The sequence below is a fragment of the Candidatus Dependentiae bacterium genome (assembly GCA_003511165.1).
Lineage (GTDB): Bacteria > Babelota > Babeliae > Babelales > UBA12411 > UBA12411.
On record DOJW01000007.1, the window covers coordinates 193153 to 218687 of the forward strand.

Consider the following 25535-nt stretch of genomic DNA (forward strand, 5'->3'; position numbering starts at 1 on the left):
TATAAGCATTAAAATAACATTAAAGCAATCATATTTTTTGTAAACCGCCTAAAAACTAATAGTTTTTGTCTGAAATATATTGATTTTAATAACTTTCAAGCGGTTGCAAATAGTAATTCATTCATTAATATAGTTGTTATTACTATTATTTTAATAAAAGAGCTAAAAATACAGTTTTTAATGGAGAATTTATGAAAATGTTAAAAAAGTTAATTTTATTACTCAGTTTATTTACTGCAAATCTAAATGTTTTATCGGCTGTAACGTATCAAGAATTTAAACAGGACAAAGAATCGTTTTTGCAAGAATTGCAAAGAGAATATCCTTTTGTAGGAGATCTTATACCTTTTTGGCGAAATCTTTTAATAGTTTGTAAGGCAAAACTTAATCCAGAGTTGTTAAACAGGCCTTATGTAAAAGCTATTGTTAACAAAAATGAAAATCTAAACATGTTTAATGTGGATAGACTTGAAGAATATTTGCAAACAAACAGTTTAGGAGAATTTTGGATAAAATATTTTGATCTAACTAATTCTAATATAAAAGATTTCATAAGCCCTGAGATATGGGATAATCAAAATTATTGGCGTTTGATAAATGATAATTTTGACAGGATAAAACTAGCATTAAATGACAGAAGCGTAAAAAATGGGTGTCTATTTGATTTTACTAATTCAAGCCAAGCTAAAATTATTTCTGATTTAGGTTTAAAAAAAGTTGTTAATTTTTCTGATTCAAGTTCAACAATTGCCGAATTCCTAAAAAATACATTGCTAGAGTTTGGTGAAAATCCCGATGATTTTTACTATGTCACTGAAAAAGAGATTTTTAATAATGAATTTCGATTAGAGTTTTTTAAAGGTTTTATTAAAAGAATTGATGAATCTCCCGAAGGTTTAATTTTGACGACACCTTTTGGTTATCTTAGATTACAAGGAAATTGTCATGTATTTTTAGCAAGTGAATCAATTTTTTCAGTTCTTCCAGAAACGGAAAAGAAGGCTTTGCTACTTCATGAATTGGGCCATAAAAAAACTAATGATTATTTTTTACCTTTATTTAGCGGGTTTGCACAAGCAACTTTATCAGATGAAACATTTAAAATGTGCATATTGCCGTTGATGAATATTGCAAAGCAAATTGATGAATTTAAGGCAGACCTTTTTATGGCTTGTTGTGGGAAAAAATATCGAAGCAAATTCATTGATTTATTATTTTTTGCCCAAGAAAGTTTAGAAAAGAGCGGCGAAAAAGCTGAAGCTGTAGATCCTGCGCATCCTTCTAATGCTAAACGAATCGATGCGATAAAGATGGTGGGAAGTCAACTTGATGCACAAGGAGCCGGGGAAAATGTGCTTGCAAAGTTGAAAGAAAATTGGAAAAAACAATATGACGAATTACTACAAAAAGAGCTTATAAAAACTGATTCAAAATAAAAATACAATTTTTAATGGAGAATCTATGAAAATATTAAAAAAGTTAATTTTATTACTTGGTTTACTTACTGCCGGATTGAATGATTTATCGGCTAATCCACTAATGGATTTTTTACGATCTTTTCAAGCACATGTTCAAAGTCCACTCAAAAAAGAACAAAATTTAGTTCAAATGCCCCGAAGAACTTTTTTTGATATGCTGCGCGATATTCCAAAAGCGATTACAGAAACTGATGAAGAGCAAGCCAAAAAATATGAAAAAATAGCGGCAATTGTTTTAGAAAAAAAGTATGAAGAGTATAAAAAAGATAAAGAATCATTTTTAAGCGAATTGTACAAAGATTATCCATTTTTAAAAGAAGCGTACCCTTATCTGCGTAATCTTTTAATAATTTCTAAAGCAAAGCGTGATCCAAGTTTATTACAGAGACCTTATGTTCGATCTATCTACGATGGAAAAAAAGATTTTTACTGGTATATGGATCAAAATAAAGAACTTGCCACCACTGAATCGTTGAGGGATTTTTTTGAAAAATATGTAGATTTATCGTATGCATCAGTGAGAGATTTTTCAGATCCTGATTTATTAGAAAGCAAGGATCAGCTATTTTGGGAGCGTATCTATTTTTCTTTTGACAAGCTAAAAGGCAAAAATTATCAGCAAGTAGAAGAACTTGCTGAACAAAAAATTGATAATTACGTAGAACAAATTGATAAATTTTTGCAACACACTGATTGGAAATCCGTAAATTCAAATTCGTTTTGGTTAAAATATTGGAAAAAATTTAGTTTAAGAAGCTCTACGATTACCGAATTTATACAAAAACAACTACAAGCATTGGTAGATGCTTTAAAAGAATCCGAACTAGAACGACTAAAAAAAATTGAAGCCATAAATTCGGAACGACAAAAAACATCTGATATTATTAAACAAAATCTATTTTGGGGTTGGTTAAAACGTTGCAAAAAACTTAGTTTAAATGATTCTATAGTGGCCGAATTTATAAAAAAAGAAATATTAGAGCTTGGAGGAGATCCAAGAAATTATTTTTTTAATGAAGAGAATGCTACTTACGGTAGTCCTGCTGCTTATGGGAAATTTAGAGGGAAGGAAGCTTTTTATTTCGCAGAAAATTTTTTATCGTCTTTATCAAAAAAAGAAGCAGCGGCTGTATTTAGACATGAATGGGGACATAAAATTTTGCGTCGCTATGCATTAAATTATTTGTTTTTGGAAGATATTAGACCACCATTATTTTACGGCCATTTTCAGAATGATGAATCAAGAGCAGATTTATATGCAGCTTTATGTGGGAAAAAATATAACGAAGCATTAATTTCCTTGGATAGCTGTGAGCCAGAAAATTATTCGGATAAAATACATCCTTTAGCTTCTCAGCGCGTCATATTGGCAAAAAAAGTATGCAAATCCGTTGTCGAGCAAGAAATAGGAGAAGATGCTCTTGGACGACTTAAAAAAGAACACCTAGATGAGGTAAGTAGAGATATTACTCGAAAAGGAAAAGAATTATTTGATACTATTTTTCCAGAATTACGATCGACTCGAGGATTTTCTGATCTAATTCCACAAGATTTATCTGGGAACACAGGTGCATTAGTTGCTAAAAGAGAACAATGTGATGAAACGAAACATGATGCAAAAGTTTGTAAAAAATCGAATGGATTGAAGGATTTAACAACGCATGAATCTGCTAAAAAACAAAATGGTTTCAAAGATTTAGTAAAGTCAAAACCTGAAGATATGCCTGCGCGTAAACCGTTATTTGAACATCATAGTTCTTAAATTTTCTTTTTTAATTCCCACAAAATATCCAAAGCTTGCCTTGGTGAGATTTCATCAAGGCTTATTTTTTTGATCTCATCAATTATTAAATTCTTTTTTGACAGTTCATTTTTTAGATAATTAATTTCATTTGCAAGTTCATCACTATTTTGATTAAAAAATGATTGTTGCAAATTTTGTTTTTGAAATAAATTTTGATCGAATTTGTTTTCTGCTATATCAAGTGCTTGGAGTATTTTGCCTGCACGTGAAATTATTTCTACTGGAAGCTGTGCAAGCTTTGCAACTTCTAGACCAAAACTCCCTTGCGAAAATCCCGGTATAATCTTGTACAAAAATAAAATGCCGCTGTCTGTTTTGCGCGAAGACATATAATAATTTTGAATTCCGTCAAAGTGATCTTTGAGATGCGTAAGTTCATGATAGTGAGTTGCAAAAAGGCATCGAGCTTCTATCTTCTCATAAATAAATTCGACAACAGCTTGTGCAAGTGCAAGGCCGTCGTAAGTACTTGTACCACGTCCAACTTCATCCAAAATCACAAGACTGTTTTTTGTAGCTTGATTGCAAATTGATGCAGTTTCTTCCATCTCTACCAAAAATGTACTTTTTCCTTCTGCCAAATTGTCGCCCGAACCAATTCGTGTAAAAATGCGATCCAAAATTGGCAAGCTTGCAGCTTTTGCAGGAATCAAACTTCCACACTGCGCCATGATGGAAATAAGCGCAACTTGCCGCAAGTAAGTAGATTTACCACCCATGTTTGGTCCGGTGATAATTAAAAGCGATTCTTTATCAGTTAATGTCGTATCATTTGCAATAAATTTGTTTGAAAGTTTTTGTTCGATTACTGGGTGTCGCCCATCGGTTATTAAAATATTTCTACTTTCATTAAACTGTGGTGCGACATAACTATTGCCGTATGCTACCGATGCAAAACTATAAAGTGCGTCAAGATATGAGAGTGCATGTGCAAGTTGACGAAGGTGTGGCAACTCTTCAAAAATTTGATTTTTTATTTTTGCAAAAACTTCTGCCTCTACCGCATCGATTTCATTTTGCGCTTTTGTGATATCTCGCTCGAGCAGTGAAAGCTCTGGAGTGATAAATCTTTCTTTGTTACTCAGAGTTTGCTGCCGAATATAATCAGCTGGAACAAGATGTAAATTTGTTTTGGTGATTTCGATGTAGTATCCAGAAATTTTGTTGTAACTAATTTTAAGACTATTTATTTTGCTGCGTGCAACCTCTTTTTGCTCAAGTTCTAAAATCGCTTTTTGTGCATTTATTGCTAAATCACGAAGTCGATCAAGCTCTACGTCAAATCCTAATTTTATCAAAAAATTGTTTGTTATTTCTTGATTCAAACTATTTTGCAGCAAATTTAAAAGATCATTAAAATTACCAAGCTTTTCCGAAATAATTTTTATCAGATCAAACTGTTTTAAATTGGAAACTGTTTTTTTGATCGGATCGATTATTGCAAGTGAATCTTTTAGCGCAAGATAATCTTGAATCATTGCTTTACCAAGCGCAATACGACCAACAATTCGCTCAATGTCTGCAAGCGTTGATAACTGTTGCTCTAATGTCTGCAATGTTTGAACATCATTTGAAAGTGCAGTTACAACTTCTTGGCGCTGCAAAATTGCATTTTTTTGAATAAGTGGCCGAGTAATCCATTTCTTAACGGTTCGCGAACCCATTGCAGTTTTAGCATTATCCAAAATTTCGAAAAGTGTATTTTTACGACCACCGTCAATACTGTTTTTTACAAGTTCAAGATTCTTTTGCGTTGCAGAATCTAAGATTAAAAAATCTTCTGGCTCATAAAACTGAATCTGCTTAAACTGCTCTATAGATTTGTTTTGCGTTCGCTGCAGATAGCTAAAAAATAAAAAAATAGAATTTTGAAGTGCTGGGAAATAATCTATTTTTTTGAAATCTTTTTCACCGAACTGTGAAAGCAACCACTCCTTGTTAAACTGCGGACCAGCGATATCATCTTTTTCATTTTCAAAACTTGTAGGACTTGTTGGATAACCTAACTTTTTGAAAAAACTATCGAAAGATGAATTTTTAAAATTGTTTGAAATTATTATTTCGTCTGGAGAAAACCGTGCAAGTTCGTTTTCAAGTGATCTAAAAGCTTCTTGTGGCAAAACGGTTGCAAAAAGTTGCGTCGTCAAAAGTTCGCCAAAAATTAAACCCCACTGATCTTGCATCGGATAAAAAGAAAAAAGATATGAGGCTGCCTTTTCGTCTAACATCAAAGAATCGGTAAGAGTACCTGGCGTATAAATTTGTGTGATACCTCGCTCGACTACAGTTCCAGGTTTTGGTTCTGTAAGTTGATCACAAATTGCAACTTTAAATCCACCTTTAATCAATTTGGTTAAATAATGGCGAATCGCATGAACGGGAATTCCGCAAAGAGGAATATCTAGACCTTTACATTTTCCACGCTTTGTAAGTGCGATGGCAAGAAATGATGAAACCGTTTTTGCATCTTCAAAAAATAGTTCGTAAAAATCTCCAACTTGATAAAACAAAATTGTATCAGGATTTTCATTTGATAATTTATTTTTGATTTGAAAATATTGCTCCATCAAGGGAGTTAATTTTTCTTCCATTTTCACACTATTTTTTAGAATTTTTTGGTTTATAAAAAGGCGCTAGATAATTTAACATTTTGGTTTAAAGAATCCAAGAAGGAATTAATCATTCCTTACATTTATCCATATTTTTATTATTCTACTTTAAGTTTGTTTTTTAATTTTATTTTGTCAAAGATTCTACCCGCCCAGACTTCGCATAAAGCTTCGTCGGGTAAACTATGGGCCAAGGGCGCTCAAAATACAGCCCCCTTGGATCCCCAAACTAAAGAGAAATATCTTTGGAATCTCTGACGTGCAAAATTTATTTATTCTTAGTTTATCTTTTAATTTATTTTTATCTTTGGATTGCTACACGCAAGGTGACAGAGAGGATTATACGCAAAATCCTCTCTGTACTCTCCTATGCGCAAAAAGAGACTTTTGGATTTCCTTCAACGCAACGCTAAACTGTCTGGTCACAATTTCATTGTGCTGCGACAGTAGCCTTGCAAATAAGGATCCACAATAGATACAATAGACCTCCCCTGAAACCAGACATAAAAAATCCGTTTGCCCTGAGCGAAGCCTTTTTATGGCGTAGTCGAATGGGTACAAACGGCATAATATGTATCTTCCTTTATTTTTCTAAATTTGAATTGTTGAAAAATTTAGAAAAACGTCTTAATGAGAATGTAAGATTCTGATCCAGCACTATCTGTTTGAGTCGGAGTACAACGTAGTTGTATCCCGGCGAGTTTAGTGCTGTAGAGATTTTAAAGAAACCTCTTTAATGCGTGATTGCAAAGGGTGCGCATTCATCCTTTGCCCCCCTGCGGGAGCAGCCAGAAATAAAAAAATAGATAAAAGAAACAGAAGAAGAATTAGAAAACAAACTTAAAACAGAATGACGTCATAAATTAAAAATAAAGAAATGAAGGAAGAGTTAATTAACAAACAAAAAAAGAATTTAGATAAAACAGGATTAAACAAAATAAAAGGCGAAACGCCTTTTTCTTGTCACTTCCACATCACAAACAAAGCAATTACAAGAGAATAAATAGCAGATGATTCAATAATTGCTTGCGTCATTAAAGTATTTCGCAAAATCAAATTATAATTGTCTGGATTTTCTGCAATCATTTTACATGCCTTGGATGCAACATAACCAGTCGAAATACCAACTCCAATTGCACCAAATCCCATAGCAATCGCAGCAGCCAAAGAAGAAACAACTGATGTAAAAAGCAATGAAGAAGATTTGGAATAAATAAGCAAAAATGAAACTATAAAAGAAAAGATAACCGGCGTTTCGATAATCGCCTGACTAAACAAAGTAAATGGAAAAATTTTACTGTAAGCAGATTTATTTAAACCTATCGAATGACATGCACTTTTGACAAAAATTCCCTGCCCTATCGTTGGCCCAACACAACCAAATGCGATAACAAGTGCGGCAGCGAAAAGATGCATTCCTTGATAAAGTGAAATCGGATTAACAACAAAAGTTTTAATTATCAAAAAAATTATAAATGCAAAAATAACTGGTGCTTCAATAATAGATTGTGTAATCAACATAAATGTTGTAATTTTTTGCGCAAAATTGGGTTGACGAAAAATTGATTTGCAAGCTTCTTTTACCGCCATACTTGATGAAAATCCGACCACAGCCGCAACAAGCCCCATTGCAAATCCACTTCCAAATCTTGCAAGTCCAACTCCCATCGTTGTTGTATCTTTAGAAATATCAAAAATAGATAAAATTACCGCGACAAATGCTAAAATCGCACCACTTTCTGTTATACCAAGACCTATCATCAACGTTCGAAAGCCTGCTTCATGTCCCATTTTTTGCCGCTCTAAACCATCAAGTGCACCAAATCCACCAAAACCTTGACCAAAAGCAACACCTAAAGCGCTAAAGATAATTGCAAAAATAGGACCTAAGTATGCTAGAATTAGAGGAGTTAACATTTTTCTTCCTTTGTTAAATGCTCATCATCATGGGATCCATGAGCAAGAGCAACCGATAAGTATGTTATAGCAAGCATCGTGATAACAAATGCTTGGATGAAACCTTCAAATACTCCAAAAAACATCTGCGCACCTGAAAGTAAAAAAATTATTAAAAAAGAGGTATAAAAAAAATATTTCAAAATTTTAATTTTAAAAAGATTAAACTTTTTGCTAAAGATCCAAAATATAAACAAAATCAAATATGTAAAAATAAGGTAATACAAACTAAAGCCTTCAAATAACATTACAAGCAGGGAGTAAACAATCGCTCCACCTAAAATATTTCCAAACAACCGAAAAGACATCGAAACAACACTTGCAAGCTTGCCTACAACTTCCAAAGGAAGTAAAAAAGCAACAGGTTCTATAAATGTTTTTAGATAACCACGTAATCCTAAATATTTTATACTTTGATATTGAACAAACAAAAAAGCACTTATGCCTAAAGCAAATGTTGTGTTTATATCAACCGTAGACTCTTTACAAAAAGGCAAAATACCTATCAAATTACAAGCCAACGTGAAGAAAAACATACTGCCCACAAACGCAAAATATTCATATTTAAAAAAGCCAATAGATTCCGCGCAAAGATCTGCTAAAAAAATAATAGCTTGTTGAAATATATAAGATGTAGGATGATTCTCTTTTTTCAAATAATGACGAGCTATCAATCCGCCACCAACAAGAAAAACCATCGCAATCCACGTATATAAAATTGTATAAATATTTATTTCAAAAAAAGAATTTTTAACACCTAAAAAAGAAAATAAATTTACAGTTTCTTGCGGTTCTAAAACTTCAAATTTCATCAAAACCCCTTACGGCTTAAAACTTTTATTTTTGAAAATGGTAAACAAAAGCATTGTCCAAAAAGAAATTAAATATCCTATAAATAAATAAATTAATGAAAAATTATATTTAGATATTAACAAATAAAATACCACCAAAAGCAATAAATATCGAAAGAAAACTCCAAAAGAAGAACTTAAAGCTTGAGTAAAACTATAAGAGAATTTTTCAGCTGAAAAATTGATAAGTTTTCGCTTTTCAAAAACAAATAAAAAACCAAAAACGAGGCCTACGATTAATCCCGCAAAAAAAGAATTTCCTACTATTCCCATAAAAACTCCATATTTTTATTGCCATGAAAATTAAAAAACATCTTAACTCCAATAAAAAACCTCTGCAAGCTTCGTAAAACTAAAATAAAATAATTGGCAATAAGCAAATTTAATATTTCAAAGTTTAAAAATTTTATAAAAAACAAAAACCGCATTAAACCCATAACAAAATCAATTTAATAAAAATGATTGAATTTCAATTTGCATTATATGTAAAATGTACTTAGGGATTAAAAATAAAAAGGGGGAATAAAATGGACTCTTTTAACAAGATAAATAAAAACTATTTTTTTAAAACACTGTTTTTGTCAGTATTAATTTTAATAATTCTTGCTATAAAAATGCCTCATCAAAGCAAAGCGCTTGAGGGAAGTTGTTTCTATAGAAACAACAACTGTTCTATGAAATATGTAGAATGTTTTTGCAACTGTAATAAATACAAATTAGATGCAAAAGGAGTTTGTCCTAGATGTAGGCACCGACATAGCAATCTCCCTAAGATTTTCGAAGCTAAAATAGAAAACAAAGAAAAGAAACCAAGAACTGAAAATTAAAAATATTCCAAAGAGAATCCTCTCCACCGAGAAGATTAAATGCTACAATCTTCTCGGTTTTGATTTTTAATCCATCGAAATATTTTCTAATAAATGCATACCTTCGCTTGTTCCTAGACAAATATTTCTTCCATCCACCGATATTGCAGACGAGTAAATATAATTTTCAGCAAAATAAAAACTTTTACATTTATCAACTTGAGAAAAATCTGGATTTAACAAACCTTTAAATAAAAAAACTTCACAACCAAGTAAATTCAAAGTAAAACTACATTTTTCTAATGTACCCCTATGCCCAGCAACCAATAAAATTGTACCATCTAAAGATAAAGAGATCGTATCAACGGAAATAGGGAGTCGTTTATAAAAGGATGCACAATGTAACAATCCATCTTTAAAAATCCATTTTGTTATTTTATTACTATGACATGTAAAAAATAAACTTCCATCTGCATTAACTATAACCTTATCAATAACATCATTTAATAAAGTATCGTCATGCTTATCTTCAACTTTTAAAAAAACATCTCCTGTTTTTTGAGCATCAACTAGAGGAATATAATTTTTTCCATTCCAAACTAAAGGCATAATTTTTCCATGAAAAAAACCTACAACCAAAACTTTTCCATCTGCAGACATGCCAATAGAATTAGCCGGTTCATCATAATCTATAAATTGCAGTAAATCGTAAGTTGGCCCTTTTTCATTTTTTTTAAAAATACCCACGATACGCTCAAAAGGATTAGAGTTTGTTGCGAAAAAACCTACAATTAAAATGCTTCCATCTTTACTCAAGGCAATATCTAATTTACCTTTGTCTAAAAAATATTCTTTTTTATTAAAAACAAATTTAGAAATCTCTTGTATTTTGATATATTTACCATCTTGCAAGAAAAATATATGAATATTACATTTGTCTGTTTCCACAATTAAAAAATGTTCATTTTCACTTATAGCTATACTTTTTACCCACCCATCATTTAATGCAATTTTTTGAAAAAATTTATATTCTTGCGCTGTCTTTTTTTTATAAATAAATATTTGTTGGTCCCATGATCCAGTAACAATTAAATTTGCATTTGACGTCATATTTACAACGTGCACATCTCTTAATCTTTTTCCTTGAATAACAACCGGATCAAAAACTGTTCTAATCTCTCTCAGATGATCCAAAAAACCTTTAGCGCTAACTCCTGATTTTCTTAGTGAATCAATTTGAACATTAAGCCTTTCCTTACATTCTGCATCTTCGCCTTCCCGAGCCTGTTTTTCATAATTTATTTGAAAAAAATTATTTATAAAACGATTTAAGTTTGAATTAGTTATTTGTGATTTTATTATATTACAAGACCGTTCTATTACTGTAAAATTAAGTCCTTGCAAATATTTATTTAAAAATTCTTTTTTAACTAATACAAAATCACCAAAAGCATCATATAAAGAAAACTCATAGAAATCTAAAATAGGAATAATCAAATCTAATTCTTTTTTGTTGATTGTTAATTCAAATGAGCCAGGTAAAAGTTTAAAATCTCTAACCAATGATTTTGGAACAAAACAAATTTTGTCATCAGAAGATTTAATCAAACAATAATGAAAAAAGAACTTATTTAACACATTTTGTAATAAACTATTTTCGAATTCCTCAGCAAGGGATCTTAATATCGCAATATTAGATGCTAAAAAATTTTTATTTTCAACAAAAAATATGAATATATATTGCTGAATTTCGCTATAAGATAAATTATCGCAAACTCCACAAATATTACCTAATACATCCTCTACTTTCTTAAAATCTACGTAAGTAATATTTATTTTCCTATTTTCATTAAAAAAACAATTTACAATTTTAAAATCCACATCATAAATTCCATCAGCAAATTGAACTTTTGTTAATTCACCAAACAAAAAAGATTGGGCACAAAAATGGAAAAATATAAATAAACAAAAAGCTCGTATTTTCATCAAATCACTTACAATAAAAAAGACCAGCTTATCACTGGTCTTTTTTTTACTTTTTTTAAATTTTAAAAATTAAATGCTAAAACTCCACCAAAGGTACTTGCCATAATTGTTCGACGACCAATAAGCGGATATTTATAGAACAAACTTAACTGAGGCTTAATTTTTGCATTTGGAAAATCTTTATAAAAATCATAACTTAAATTAAAAATCAGATTATGATAATTCCACTCCATAAAACTTTGCGCAGTATTCGCAATATCTTGATTAAAATTCAAATCATGAACTTGCAAAGTATCTTCTCCATTTGTTCCATATTGATAATTTAACTTAGCACTTAAACCATGGAAAAAATGTTCCGCACCAGCATACATGTTAAAAGTCCATTGATTGCCAAATGATCTTCTTACCATTCCTTTATTTAATAACAAAAAATCTGTTTGATTGGAATCTGACTTTAATCGATAAACCTTTGTGATATCAAAAACTTTTATCATTTCCAAATCTACACCAAATCTAAATTTGTATTTGAATGATAAGTCTAGCGACGCAGCAATTGGGAATGCAAATGCTCCATCATTTCCAAGCGGCATACTAAAAGATTTGTTTACATCTATTTCTGGGCTTGTAGGCAAAATCAAACCTGTTCGAAAACCTAAGCGCACATTTTTTAATGTTGATTTATATTTAGGAAAATCATTGTACCAACGCAAAATTAATTCTAAATCACCAAACCCAGTTTTTGACCAGCTTCCAATATCTAAATCTCCAAGATTTTTAACAACAGTCGCAATGTCATTTGTCAAAACTCTTTTTACCTCTAAATCTGCTGCATTATAACTTTTGGTTTGATCAATCCACTGAACATCTTTTATTTTTAAACTTCGAACTGGCAAATAAGCGGTAAAATCAAATTTTCCAGGTATTGATTCGAAATCAAAATTAAATTGTGAATACAAAGAATAATCAATCCCTTCGAATTTTCCATTTACCTTAAAGCTTCCTCTGTTATTATCTGTATTTGGAGTTGTATACGCATCTTCTATACTGTTCTTTAGATTATAAATTGCGCTTCCTGGCTGAGCTTGAAGCAACATGGCAAGAGAAGATTGTTTGTCTTGGTACAAAGAAAGCAGATTTACACTGTCTCTGTTATAATTTCTAGATTTTTTTGTAGAACCAAACTCTAAAGTGTTGCCAATTTTTACAATTTCTCTTTTATTTTTTCCTTTTATAGGCCAAGAAGTCATTCTAAAATTTGGATCATGCGGTTTTGTGAAATTTATAGGAGCATAAGCAAATGGGTTTAAATTTCCAAATAAAAAAAATATTCCAAAAATCTTTAAAATATATACTTTGTGCAATTTCATTAATAACCCTTTTATATAAAGTTTAATTCAAATTTTTATTCGTTAACTCTAACACCAAAATCTCCAGGAACCATATATGAACCACAAGCACTATTTCTAGATGCTATTCCAACACTGTAAGCATCAGAAGGAACACCGACATCTATAGAAAATCCCCTACTGGTACCATAAGAAGTCATATTCAATTGGTGTTGCATAATTTTTACAAAATCTCTACTTCCAAAATTTTGAGAAAGTTCGTGAAACAAAAAAGAACCATCCGTAAAAATATTTCCACGATAATTTCCAATCGACAAAAATTGTTTGAAATTCCCAGCTTCAACTATTTTTTGCACAGTCGAATAAGAAACGATAGCTGCGCCACTTGTATCTTGTACTTCAAATCTATAAATATCTGCCAATCTTCTTGAATAATCACAGACAAGCAAATATAAATTTCCACCTTGAGTAAATCCACCTTTTGTAGCAGAAAGAGGGAATAACTGTTTTGCAGAACTATATGAACTGCTATAACCACCAGAATAATCAAGTTTGATTTCTGTCCAATTTAAATCCGAAGCACTGACTCCAGTTTTTATATTTTTGCCATCACCAACGCGGAAAATTCCTTCACTTGTAGCAAGTAACCCTAATTTGGAAGAAACAATGAAATCATTAAATGACGCATAACTTTTACCAGTTAAACCTACAGCTGTCGCAAGCAGAGTAACAGTTGGGCTTGGAGCTCCAACTGTCGAAAAATTAGCTGCATCTAAGGCTATTTTATATAAAGAATCAGCAGTCAAAATATATAAATTTGTATCATCACAAATAACAGTACGAACACGAGAAAAATTTCCAATTTCTTTAAACGACATAGTTGATGTAATTCCAACAAAACCTCGTTGTAAACCTGTAGCTGTATCCCAACCATTTCCATTAACTTCGCTTAAAACAGCAACTCCATTATAACCACTAACAAATAGCCATCCATTATTTGTACCGCCCGCTAAAACATTTCTGGAAATTTCAACTTTTGATATTGGACCTAAATTTGTCAAATCACCACCAGCAATGGCCATTACTTTGCTATTTGCATCACCATCAACCGCATATCCGTTAGTTGATCTAAGTAAACCTGTTGTAAAATCTCCCGAATTTGGTAAAAAAGCACCGGCTACATTTCTGCCAGTTTCAACCAAAAGCAATTTCTGATATCCACTAACAGCAAGAAATGATAATCCATTTGCTCCAGATTTAAAAGTTGGGCTATTTTCATCAAAATTAAATATTTCAGATACGCCACCAAATGCAATATTAAATTCGTTAGACATCAAAGAAACAAAACCATTAGAACCATCGGCTGTTGATCCACCTAAAATTCCGTCGCCTTGTCCGCTTCCCCATTGAGTTACATTCATCGAATTTGCTCCAGCAGTATCAACTGATAAATAAGCAAACAAAGAAGAAGTTGGATCTATAACAGCTGTAACAATTTTTTGCGAACTGCCACAAACTCTTTGCCATGGCGTCCATTTTGCAATAACACCATCTTTGTTAAATATCGCACTACTATAAAAAATTCCTTGCTTTGAAGGTTCATCTACCGCTGCGCTATCTCCAGTTAAGCAAACATAAACAGAATCCCCAAAAGTAAACATATCACCGATTGCAACATTTGCAGCAATTGGCAAATCACCCGCCCCAACAATAGCCGCTGCATCCGTAGCTCTTGTCATTTCAGCTGCAGTTGAAACCACTTTTGTTAAATCATTTTTATTTGCGATCTTATTGTTGACCATTGGCAAAGCAAAAACTTTATTTTTTGCGAGAGCTGTTGGTGCTGCAGTCGTATCAATCACACCACCATTAACAATCATGTAACGTTTGCTTGTACTCGTTTTTAATATTTTAAGTTTATAAATAGCAGACCAAATTTCATTTGCAGAATTAGTATAAAAACCAACAATTTCATTATTTGCATTTAATGTAAAATTTGAAGAATTTGAAGTAACAACAGGTTCCAAAGTTAATTTATAAGGATTTTCCAAAGTTGCATCTGTCGAAAAATAAGCCGATATCACGGAAATCGCACCACCAACAGAAGCCGAATTGCTTCTCTTTGCTTTCAATGCAATAAATAAATTTTTTGTTTCGCTATCCCATTGCATGGAAACAATATTATCTAAAGCCGCATCTTGAGTTATCGCGATAAGATTATTCGTAGCTCCTAATCCTATACCGATAGCTTTATTATTATTTTTTGTTCCAGCGACAGCATCTGCAATATTTAAATAACCTTTATCAAGATAAAGAACTGCAATTCCACTATTTAAAGTACCAAAGCTGTTACCATTTGGAGCCACAGCTGCAAAAATAGTCCCTGATGCGGCGGCAATTGTTGCTATTTTACTTGAATCGTTTCCACCAGCATCTTTGATTTTTACTTTGTTTGTACGAACTGTATCTTTTGCCTCGATCAGACAAATTTTTTGAGTATCTCCCAAAATCTCATCTGTTGTATCTTGATCAATAACAACAATAGGCGCATCACCCAAAACTAAATAATCAATTGATTTGCCATAAATCGGATTACTTTTTTTATCTTCAGTTTTAGGAGCAGAGGACATTTCTGAATCTTTTTTTATAGGCTTAAAAAAATTTACATATGCTTTTTCATCAACAAGAGGATTAATTTTTATTTCATATAGCTCTGTATCATCATTTTGCCTATAAGAAAAAATTGAAACAGCATTTTGCCCAATCAAAGAACTGTTGTTTTGCAAACTTACATTAGCGCCTAAATAGCCACTAAAACCACCTGCCCAAGAAGATGATAATAAACAAGGTCCAGCGGCAACATTAGTTGCATTACTCAATGCACCTTTAATTGTTTGAAAAGAAAGAAGCGAACAAATCGATAAATAAAACAAAAATTTTTTCATATTTAATCCCATGTCATTACCTCGCCTAAAACAAAAAATCATCTAGATATTTTAAAAGGATTTTAAAAAATATGAAAGCTCAATTTATCGATCTAAGAAGTAAATCTTTAGTCCAAATTGTTTTCTTGTAAAAAATAGGAATAAAAGAGTTGCACCACAAAGTGGAGAAACAATTACCCAGTAACCAATTCGGTAATAAAAAAATGAATAAAAAGAGGTTTTGGAAATAAAATAAAAAATTGCTAAATAAAATATATAAAAAAGAGAAAACCCAACACTAAGTTGAAATAAACATTTTGAGGCAAAAGATCCAAGACGACCAATATGAAGTGAAGCGTTATGTTTTCGATGTAAATATAAAAAAGATAAAATAGATGTTGTAATACCCGATAAAACAGTTGAAAAAGCAATACCATAAATCGCAAATTTACCAAAATAAAAATAACTAAGCATATTAAAACAAAAGCTCAATATAGTTGAAATAATTCCAATTAGAGTAGGTGTCCATGTATCATGAAATGCATAAAATACATTGGTTAAAACCTTATTCCATGACAAAAATATTATTGCACAAGCAAAAATAGTTAAAATCCACGAAGCTTTCAAAATTTGTGCATTCGTTGCCGATCCTGCAAGCATTAAAGTCGAAAATATTTTTTCAGAAACAAATATCAAAAACAAAGAAGAAGGCAGCGATATCCAAAAGTTAAACTTGGTCGCTTCCAAAAGATAAAAACTAAGCCTGCTAGGTGCATAAAGAATTGTACGCGTAAGATGCGAAAGCAAAACGGTAGCAAAACCTATTGCAAAAATACCAAGCGGAATTCGCATAAATGAATAACCATAAGTAATTATAGAAATCGAACCTTTTTCAAAATAAGAAGCAAAACCTGTATCAATCCAAATACTAATTTCTATAACACTTGTCGCAAACAAACAGTTTCCAAATTTGCTGATAGCTTTTTTAAAATTGACCATGGAATTCGCATCATATTTTTGAAAACTAAAATCAAATCTAAAATAAACAAGCAAATAACATAAAAACTGTAATATTCCACCAATCACAATACCTATACAGTAAACAATAACCGGAAGTTTAAATAAAAAACAAAGAGCAATCGAAAGTAAAAATGTGATATTTAAAATAATCGGTGCAAAAGCTATCATAAAAAAATGATTTGAAGCTTGAAGAGCTGCAGAAAGAAGCGCACTTGCAGAAATAAAAAGTATGAAAGGAAACAACACTCTCACGAAAGGAACCGCATAAGAAATCTGCTCCTCCGAAAATCCTGATGCGAGTAAACCAATAATCAAGCGAGGACAAGTCACAACAAAAATAGTAAACAAAAGCAGAATAGCTTGAAAAAATAGCATCGAAATTGAAATTAACCTTGAAGCATCTTCTTTTCCATCTTGTTTTACAATTTTTACAAAAGAAGGAACAAATGCAGAAGAAAGAGCTCCTTCGGCAAAAACTTTTCGTAAAGTGTTTGGAATTCGCAAAGCTACCAAAAAAGCATCGGAGATCGCACCAAAACCCAAAAGTCTAATCTGAAGCAAATCTCGAATCATGCCTAAAAGGCGGCTAATTAAAGTTAAACTTCCAAATTGAAGGGTTTTCTGCACTATAGATTTTTTGGTCATTTTATCATTCATCACAATACTCTGCTTACAAGTTAAAATTAAACGTCAAAATTTTCTTTTTCTAAAAAACTTAAATCTTCTTCATCTAATCTAAAGTCATCATCATCAAGAAGATTTTCATCTTTTAAAAAATCAACTTCTTCTTCATTTTCTTTTACTTCTTTTACCTCTTGCTTTTTTACTTCCTCCTTTTTTATCGTTTCTTTTGGCGAGGAAGTAACATTTTCTTCAGCTTTTTTAACTTCTTGCAATTTTGGCTCGGGTAAAACATCTGTTTTTTCTGAAATAATAGAAGTTGCAGCAGTCGCCCCAGTCGAATCAAAATTTTCAGCAGCTTTTGCAAAAGTTAAAGAAGCACAAAATAAACAACCTAAAAATATTAAAATCTTTTCCATAAAAATCCCTCTAATTTTGAATTTAAAAAGATCGAAAACAGCTAATATTATTCGCCTTTTTTTACTTTTTTGCAACAGACAAAACGCCCTCATGCAACTTAAAAATTGTATCCATGCGATCATACACATCCGGATCATGCGAACAAATTATTATCCCAAGACCCCACTCGTGCTGGCACTTCAAAAATAAATCCACCATTTTTGCAGCATTACGAGCATCTAAATTACCCGTAGGCTCATCCGCCAAAATAAATTTTGGTTTATTAAATAACGCACGCAAAGCAGAAACTCTTTGAAGCTCTCCACCCGAAAGTTCAAATGGATATTTTTTTTCTACATTTTCAAGCTGCATAAAACTTAAAAGCTCTTTTGCTCTTTGTTTGCAAAAGTTTCTATTTTCACCAAAAATCAAACCTGGAACCATTAAATTTTCAAGAACAGAAAACTCATTAATTAAATAATGAAATTGAAAAACAAAACCAATCTCTTTGTTTAAAAAACTCTCTTTACGTTTTTGTGAAAAACTCTTTATATTTTCTTCATCAAAAAACAGATCTCCTGCTGTCGGAGTATCAAGTCCTCCCAGAATATGTAAGAAAGTAGATTTGCCGCTACCAGAAACTCCAGTTAAAGCATAACTTTTACCCTGCTCAAAATCAGCCGTAACGCCTCTTAAAACAAGCTGCTTCTGATCATCTTGGCTGTAAAACTTTTCAATACCCTTGGCAGACAAAATAGAAGAAGTCATTTTTCTCCTAAACAATTTATTTCTAAATGCAAAATTATTATAAACAAATTATAAAGTAGCATTTCATGAAGCTTTTTAAAATGTCAAGAGTAAATTAATGGAATATAAAAGATTTTGAGCGCTATTTTTTTCAGGAGTTGTTTTAACTAGTTCCTTTCAAATAAAATTAAAAAAAGAGAGAAACTCAAAAACACACAAGGGGGGGAAAATGGAAGAAACAAAAAAACAAAATATGGAAAAAATACCTGATAAACTTCCGGTTATACCAACGATGGATGTGGTAGTTTTTCCACATATGATAGTACCGCTTCTGGTACTCGACGAACAAATAATCAAAGGAATCGAAGAATCATTAGAAAATTCTAAAAAAGTAATTTTGCTCGCAACACGCGAACAAGCTGACGGTTACCAAGGACCAATAGGCGTCCAAGATTTACATGAAATTGGAACTGTAGCTTCTATTATGAGACTTGTAAAACTTCCCGAAGGTGGCATAAAAATTTTAGTACAAGGTATCGTAAGAGCTGAAGTCAAAGAAATATTAACAGATGAAGAAATTTTGTTCGTAAAGTTAAAACCAATTTATCTAGAAACCAAGGCCGAAGATGCTAACAAAACCGAAGCTCAAATGAAAAACATCACTTCTTTAATTGAGCAAATGAGCAACAGCGGTAAAATATTCGGACCAGATTCACAAATAATAATTTCACAAATGAAAGATCCTGAAAAGATTATAGATTTTACACTATCTCATCTGAACTTGGATACCAGCGCATCTCAAGATCTTTTAGAAGAAAAAAATTTATCAAATCTTTTAGAAAAAATTTATTTGGAATTAACCAAAAAACTTGAAATTTCAAAAGTCCAAGAAAAAATTCAGTTAAATGCTCGCGATTCTATAAACAAATCACAAAGAGAATATTATCTACGGGAACAACTAAAAGCAATCCAAAAAGAGCTCGGGGATGACGTTGATTCTGATCTTGAAATAATCAAAAAACGATTAGAAGAAACCCCTCTTTCACAAGAAGCATACAGCGAAGCATATAAACAATTTAAAAGACTTGAAAAAATACCACCTGACTCGATGGAATATACGGTTCTTAGAAATTATTTAGATTGGGTCGTTTCTCTTCCTTGGGGTATTTATACAAAAGATAATCTAAATATTATAAATGCCAAAAAAATATTAGATGATGATCACCATGGTCTAGAAGAAATAAAAGACAGAATTTTAGATTTTCTATCGGTAAAAAGCTTAAAAGAAGACTGTCATACTCCTATACTTTGCCTTGCAGGGCCTCCGGGCGTAGGTAAAACATCGCTTGGACAATCGATTGCAAAAAGTATCGGTCGTAAATTCTGCAGGCTTTCAGTTGGTGGGGTTCATGATGAATCTGAAATTCGTGGTCATAGAAGAACTTATGTCGGATCTATGCCAGGACGATTTATTCAAGCTATAAAAAAAGCTGGAAGCAGTAATCCTTTAATAATGATCGATGAAATAGACAAAATTGGAAATGATTACAAAGGAGATCCATCGTCTGCGTTACTTGAGGTTTTAGACCCAGAGCAAAACAACACGTTTTATGATAACTATCTTGGCTTATCTTACGATCTTTCAAAAGTTATGTTCATCACAACAGCAAACGATTTGTCCACTATCCCTGCACCGCTAAGAGATCGAATGGAAATAATCGAATTATCTGGTTATACACACAATGAAAAAATTGAAATTGCAAAAAAACATTTAGTTAAAAAATCAATAAAAAATTATGGCCTCGAAGAAAAACATTTAAAAATAGATAACGACACTATTGATCAGATAGTTTTAAACTATACAAGAGAAGCGGGCGTTCGCCAGCTTGAGCGACTTATCCAAAAATTATGTGCTAAATTTGCAAGATCTATCATAGAAGAAAATAAACCATTAAATTTCACACCTAAAAATCTTGCTAAGTTTTTGGGCAATCCGCTAATTCACCATCACAACAATAGTCACAAAAATAGAATCGGAGTTTCTAACGGACTTGCATGGACACCTTATGGTGGAGAAGTACTTCAAGTCGAAACGCAGCTCATGCCAGGAAGCGGAAAATTAATTTTGACAGGACAACTTGGAGATGTGATGAAGGAATCTGCACAAGCAGCTCTAACATATGCAAGAGCTCATGCCGACAACTTTGAAATAGCTCGAAAATCTTTCACCGAGTTTGACCTTCACATTCATCTACCTGCTGGGGCTATACCAAAAGATGGACCTTCCGCCGGAATAACATTGCTTTCTGCTATTCTTTCTGCATTAACATGCAGGCCAATAAATGGTGATTTCGCAATGACAGGCGAACTAAATCTCCAAGGTGAAGTTTTGCCAATCGGCGGATTAAAAGAAAAAATATTAGCAGCTAAACAAGAAGGAATGAAATATATCATTATTCCTAAATCAAATGCTATTGATCTAGAAAAACTAGGCGAAGCAAAGAAAGGGATAAATATTATTTTAGTAGATAATGTCTCCGAAGTTTTAGATAAGGTTTTAATGCCTAAATCTATAATTGCTTAAGTAAAGTACAAATAAAAAGAGGGTTGCATTTGGGCAACCCTCTTTTTTGTTTTAAAATCTTATTATTTAGTCAACTAAATAAACGCCTTGGTCTATTCAAATCTGACATTACTTGCTGCGGATTAAATTGAATTTTTCTTGAAATTATGGCTGCTTCATAAACGCAGCCCAATCTTAGCAATTCATCTTTAATTGCTAAAGGTAAAGAATCAAAAAATTTTCTTAATTGCATATCAAATTTTAATTTTATTGGTTTTTCCATAGATTCTTTAATGAATAAGATTTGATCTGAAGTTAAACTAGGATCTTCTAATAAATTTTTTATAAAAAATATTTTATTTTCATAAATTTTATGAGAAAGGTTTTCTTCAATAACCTTTGATTCAACATAAATTGCGCCACCAACAAAATATTTATTGTATATGGTATCAGAAACAAAACGATCACAAGCAAAATATTCTTCAGCTAAACTTTGAGTTATTGGTATTTGTTCCAACATACCACCTCTAAACTCGTACGCTTGATATCCATATCCTATTATTGAATCACATTTAATAATTATTTTTTTACCAATAATTTTTACTGAAGAACAATCACTTAGTGTTATAAGATCTTGAGATGCTGAGATGTCCCCGTTTTTATCTATAACGAAACACCTAAAATAATTTTCCTCATGACCTTTAACAACGCTGTAAAGCCGCATTACAATTATTCTATTATCAATTTCTACATCAACAACCTGTTCTGACATATTTAATATTTTAGGTTCTGATATCTCTCCATTTTCATTGACTAACCATAACAAAAAAACATTGGTATTTCGTTTTTTACCCAAAATAATTCCATCCCGAACTTGCAATATGCGTATATCATCTTTATCGTCAATTCCTGGCAGATTTGTTAGTTCTGATAATGTGCTATCTTCTTTAAATCTCAATATCCTATATTTACCAGGGCTATAAAAAGAATTGAAAAGACCTGCTAGTGCTATAATAATTATTCCATTAGTGGTAAATATATTATCTATTCGCTCATAGACTACAAGTTCAATAGGGAGCGCAAAATGGCCATTTTCATCATATCTACAGACCAGTCCAGAAGAATCCTTAAGAACTGCTGCCATTATTCCATTTGCCGCCCGTACAACTTTAATTTTACTTCTCGTCTGAAATTTGAACTCAGTTGGTTTTGCACCAAGTAAAATTGGCAAATTTTTTGACTTTGCATCGCCTAATAATGCAATACCAAGTAGTAAAAAGCTCATTACCTTCAACATTTTATTCATATAAATACCTCTCTAAATAAATTCAAACAAATTTGGCTTTGTAACAAAAATAAACTAAATATTTTTAATGGCAATCGGTTAAGATAAAATTTGCTGCAAAATCATGAAAACATACCCTTTTTTCGATTTTATTGGCATAAGTCGAAAAACTTGAATAGATTTTAAAAATTAAAAATTACTTTTTAGCAAAAGAGAGAAAAAATGAAAATTTTAACGATCGGCGGCGCAACTCAAGACATTTTTCTAAGATGCCAGGAAGGCGCAGACATTTTGCGTCTAACCAAAAAACATTTTGAAGAAGATTATATGATCTTCAAAGCTGGCGAAAAGATCGAAATAACAGATCTTATTTACACAACAGGAGGCGGAGCTACTAACTCTGCTGTTTCTTTCAAAAGACTTGGATTCGATACAAGCTGCTTTTGCAAAATAGGAGATGATTTCGCAGGCAAGGAAATAGTTAAAGATTTAAAATCAGAAAAAATAAATATCGCGAATATAAAAATTACAAAAACAAATCCCACCGGCTCATCTTTTATCATCAATTCACTTCAAGGCGATCGAACAATTTTTGCATACCGAGGAGCAAATGGTTTTATAGAAAAAAAGGATTTTCCCCTAAGCTCTATCAAGGAAAATGATTTAATCTACATCACATCATTAAGCCATAAATCTTCCAAGCATTTTGAGGAAATCGTAAAATTTGCAAAAAAAGAAAATAAATTCATCGCAATTAATCCCGGAATAAGTCAGCTAGCAGAAGGTGTTCTCACGCTCAGAGATTCTTTAAAATATATAGATATTTTGATTTTAAACAGCTCTGAGGCAAAAACCTTAATGTTCTCGCTTGCTAAATCAGATGTTAGTTACCACAAAATCTTGGATAAATTAAAAAAAGAATATTTACCCCAAACAGCGCTCGCTGATAATCAAGCATATCTACTCAGCACAAGCATAATGCACGAAAATTTATGTTTTAATCTAAAAACATTTTTCAAAGAAACATTAAAACTCGGCCCCAAAATCGTAGCTGTCACTGATGGCGCAAAAGGTGTTTATGTCGCTACAAAAAATGAAATCTATTATCACCCTAGCATCAAAACAAAAATCGTTGACACGCTAGGCGCAGGAGACGCTTTCGGTTCAGCGTTTGTAGGTTTATATGTAAAAACAAAAAATATAGAAAAAGCATTAGTCGGCGGAATAATAAACAGCTCTTCAGTAATAAGTTATATAGGCGCAAAACCTGGGCTTTTGAAAGAAAAAGAGCTTTTAATCAAGCTCCAAAATTTCAAAACTAAAAGTTTACAGAAATTTAAATTTTAAGATTTAAAAAAATGTTTAGAAAAAACGAAGACATTATTTATTTAGAAATAGCAGATAAATCCATTTTGCTTACTAAATGCTACAAAATAAATAACCTTTTGAATCTCGATCCAAATAGCAGACTTCAAATAACTTTAGAAAATAATGAAATAAAAGATGGAGTTTTATTTAACCCCACACTGCTAAATCAAACAATTTCAAATTTTATAAAAAAAGAAAAAATACAAAATCCAACATTTTTGATAAGCGCAACTTATTTAACTGAAAATGCAAATTTAAATCTGCAGCTTTTACAGCTACTAGCAGCTCTAAAACCAATCAAAGGATTTATAACACAAATCTGCAATGAAAAAATATTTAAAAATGATAACAAGATTTCTATGCAAGAGCTTCAAACATATACAAATTTGCTTGAAAACTTTTATCCGCCCAAAAATTCAGATCCTAGAAAATGGATTGCGTACACTTCTTTCGCGTTAACCATTTTCTTATCAATAAATATTTTTAGGACACTCGCAAATAATAACACTCTGCAAACTGTAAAAAATAAAGCACTGCAAATCGAAAGTGAAAATAAAAAAATAGAAACAGATCTAAAAAATTTTAAAGTGGTCAAAACCAAAAACATCACGCTTAAATCGCTCAAATCTAAAATAAATAATAACGTATCTTGTTATACTTCATGCTTAAAAACAATTAGCAAAACTATTCCTCACAATTGCTGGATTACAAATCTAAAAATAAATGAAATTTCAAAGAAATCAGAAACCCACAGTTTCAGTCTCACTTTAAACGGGCAAAGCTCTTCAAAATCAGAAATAGCCATTTTCTTAGAAAATTTAAATCAAACAAAAATATTTAAAACTTTATCTTTACAATCGATTCAAAAGAAAAACAATTGTTACCAATTTGAGTTTTTAGCAAATAGTTAAAAAACACGCAATTAGTTTCAATTAGAATCTAATTTATTAAAAAATGCAGTTTTTATTGAAAATAATGCAAAAAAAACATACTTTTATCGATAAGCGTTAAATTTCTATTTGACTATTTTTAACCCTGCTGTTAGTTTATTAAAATAAGAAAACAGCTTATTTTGCAGGTAAATTTTGGAGGTTATATCAAAATGATACGTGTTAAAAATTTAACTATTAAATCAACAAACGCATCTAATCAAGAAGAAATAATCAAAAATCTTTCTTTTGTTGCCAAAAAAGGAAGTTTAACAGCTTTTTGCGGAACAAATAGTAGCGGTAAAACAACAATATTGCGATCTCTTGGAGGACTTGAAAACCACTACGAAGGATCAATAGAAATAGATAAACAAGAAATAAAAGATATTAAGCCAGAAGATGTAACAAATTTGGTCGGAGTTGTTTTTCAAAATTTTAACCTTTTCCCACATTTAACAGGAATCGACAATTGCATTCAGCCTTTAATTTTATCTCAAAAAATGAATCTTGAAGAAGCAAAAGAGATAGTATTTAAAATTTTTGCAGATTTAAAAATTGAAGAATTAGCAAGAATGAATTATTCAGAATTATCTGAAATTCAAAAACAAAAAATTTGTATTGCCCGCGCATTAAACTCAAATCCAAAAGTTTTAATTTTAGATGAACCTTTTTCCTCGCTTACACAAGACGAAATAAAAGAATTAATATTATGGCTAAAAAATTTAAGTAAAAAAGTAATTACCTTAGTCATATCTCATCACTCAACAGAAATTATTACAGAACATTTTAATCACATTCACCAAATTAACAATGGTGAAATCATTGAGAGTACAAACAAATAAT

The 25535-nt window shown here is 31.5% G+C and carries 17 protein-coding genes; 7 read left to right on the forward strand and 10 right to left on the reverse strand.

Going from position 1 to position 25535, the window contains the following annotated elements:
• Window positions 1-191 precede the first annotated feature (191 nt).
• Both DEA20_03620 and DEA20_03625 read left to right on the forward strand, forming a co-directional pair.
• The gene (locus DEA20_03620; protein ID HBS48259.1) at window positions 192-1436 is read left to right on the forward strand and encodes a hypothetical protein; all 1245 of its coding nucleotides are present in this window, start codon (window positions 192-194) and stop codon (window positions 1434-1436) included.
• Window positions 1437-1461: 25 nt separating this feature from the next.
• Window positions 1462-3240 carry a hypothetical protein gene (locus tag DEA20_03625; GenBank protein ID HBS48260.1) on the forward strand — a complete coding sequence of 593 codons (1779 nt, stop codon included), beginning with the start codon at window positions 1462-1464 and terminating at the stop codon, window positions 3238-3240.
• Here DEA20_03625 and DEA20_03630 read toward each other — a convergent pair.
• The 4 genes from DEA20_03630 to DEA20_03645 all read right to left on the reverse strand — a co-directional run bounded on the left by DEA20_03630 (window position 3237) and on the right by DEA20_03645 (window position 8971).
• On the reverse strand, window positions 3237-5873 hold the full coding sequence (locus DEA20_03630; GenBank protein HBS48261.1) for a DNA mismatch repair protein MutS: 2637 nt from the start codon (window positions 5871-5873) through the stop codon (window positions 3237-3239). The genes DEA20_03625 and DEA20_03630 overlap by 4 nt on opposite strands.
• 981 nt (window positions 5874-6854) lie before the next feature.
• Window positions 6855-7808, reverse strand: coding sequence for a hypothetical protein (locus tag DEA20_03635; protein ID HBS48262.1), 954 nt, complete (start codon window positions 7806-7808; stop codon window positions 6855-6857).
• Entirely contained in the window at window positions 7802-8659 is an 858-nt protein-coding gene (locus DEA20_03640; GenBank protein ID HBS48263.1) for a hypothetical protein, read from the reverse strand. The genes DEA20_03635 and DEA20_03640 overlap by 7 nt, the downstream gene beginning before the upstream one ends.
• A gap of 9 nt (window positions 8660-8668) precedes the next feature.
• Complete coding sequence (locus DEA20_03645; protein HBS48264.1) at window positions 8669-8971, reverse strand: hypothetical protein; 303 nt, start codon at window positions 8969-8971, stop codon at window positions 8669-8671.
• 254 nt (window positions 8972-9225) lie between these two features.
• On the opposite strand from DEA20_03645, the gene DEA20_03650 reads away from it, so the two are divergent.
• Window positions 9226-9525 carry a hypothetical protein gene (locus DEA20_03650; protein ID HBS48265.1) on the forward strand — a complete coding sequence of 100 codons (300 nt, stop codon included), beginning with the start codon at window positions 9226-9228 and terminating at the stop codon, window positions 9523-9525.
• Window positions 9526-9591: 66 nt separating this feature from the next.
• Here the strand turns inward: DEA20_03650 and DEA20_03655 are convergent, their stop codons facing one another.
• The 5 genes from DEA20_03655 to DEA20_03675 all read right to left on the reverse strand — a co-directional run bounded on the left by DEA20_03655 (window position 9592) and on the right by DEA20_03675 (window position 18568).
• Window positions 9592-11490: a hypothetical protein gene (locus DEA20_03655; GenBank protein HBS48266.1), complete on the reverse strand. Its 1899-nt coding sequence runs from the start codon at window positions 11488-11490 to the stop codon at window positions 9592-9594.
• Window positions 11491-11552: 62 nt separating this feature from the next.
• Complete coding sequence (locus DEA20_03660) at window positions 11553-12857, reverse strand: hypothetical protein (GenBank protein ID HBS48267.1); 1305 nt, start codon at window positions 12855-12857, stop codon at window positions 11553-11555.
• 35 nt (window positions 12858-12892) lie between these two features.
• A complete protein-coding gene (locus tag DEA20_03665) occupies window positions 12893-15793 on the reverse strand; it encodes a hypothetical protein (protein ID HBS48268.1) in 2901 nt (966 codons plus the stop codon).
• A 72-nt stretch (window positions 15794-15865) separates the two neighbouring features.
• Window positions 15866-17437 carry a murein biosynthesis integral membrane protein MurJ gene (mviN, locus tag DEA20_03670; GenBank protein ID HBS48269.1) on the reverse strand — a complete coding sequence of 524 codons (1572 nt, stop codon included), beginning with the start codon at window positions 17435-17437 and terminating at the stop codon, window positions 15866-15868.
• 444 nt (window positions 17438-17881) lie between these two features.
• Window positions 17882-18568 carry a lipoprotein-releasing system ATP-binding protein LolD gene (locus DEA20_03675; protein HBS48270.1) on the reverse strand — a complete coding sequence of 229 codons (687 nt, stop codon included), beginning with the start codon at window positions 18566-18568 and terminating at the stop codon, window positions 17882-17884.
• 208 nt (window positions 18569-18776) lie between these two features.
• Between DEA20_03675 and lon the strand changes: the two genes are divergently transcribed.
• Window positions 18777-21131: an endopeptidase La gene (gene lon, locus DEA20_03680; protein ID HBS48271.1), complete on the forward strand. Its 2355-nt coding sequence runs from the start codon at window positions 18777-18779 to the stop codon at window positions 21129-21131.
• Between the two features lie 70 nt (window positions 21132-21201).
• Here lon and DEA20_03685 read toward each other — a convergent pair whose 3' ends face one another.
• On the reverse strand, window positions 21202-22416 hold the full coding sequence (locus tag DEA20_03685) for a hypothetical protein (GenBank protein HBS48272.1): 1215 nt from the start codon (window positions 22414-22416) through the stop codon (window positions 21202-21204).
• Between the two features lie 201 nt (window positions 22417-22617).
• On the opposite strand from DEA20_03685, the gene DEA20_03690 reads away from it, so the two are divergent.
• From DEA20_03690 to DEA20_03700, 3 genes are all read left to right on the forward strand, one after another.
• Entirely contained in the window at window positions 22618-23742 is a 1125-nt protein-coding gene (locus tag DEA20_03690; GenBank protein ID HBS48273.1) for a carbohydrate kinase, read from the forward strand.
• Between the two features lie 11 nt (window positions 23743-23753).
• Window positions 23754-24674, forward strand: a complete 921-nt coding sequence (locus DEA20_03695) for a hypothetical protein (GenBank protein HBS48274.1) — start codon at window positions 23754-23756, stop codon at window positions 24672-24674.
• Window positions 24675-24865: 191 nt separating this feature from the next.
• Window positions 24866-25534: a hypothetical protein gene (locus tag DEA20_03700; GenBank protein HBS48275.1), complete on the forward strand. Its 669-nt coding sequence runs from the start codon at window positions 24866-24868 to the stop codon at window positions 25532-25534.
• The last annotated feature ends 1 nt before the right edge of the window (window position 25535 follow it).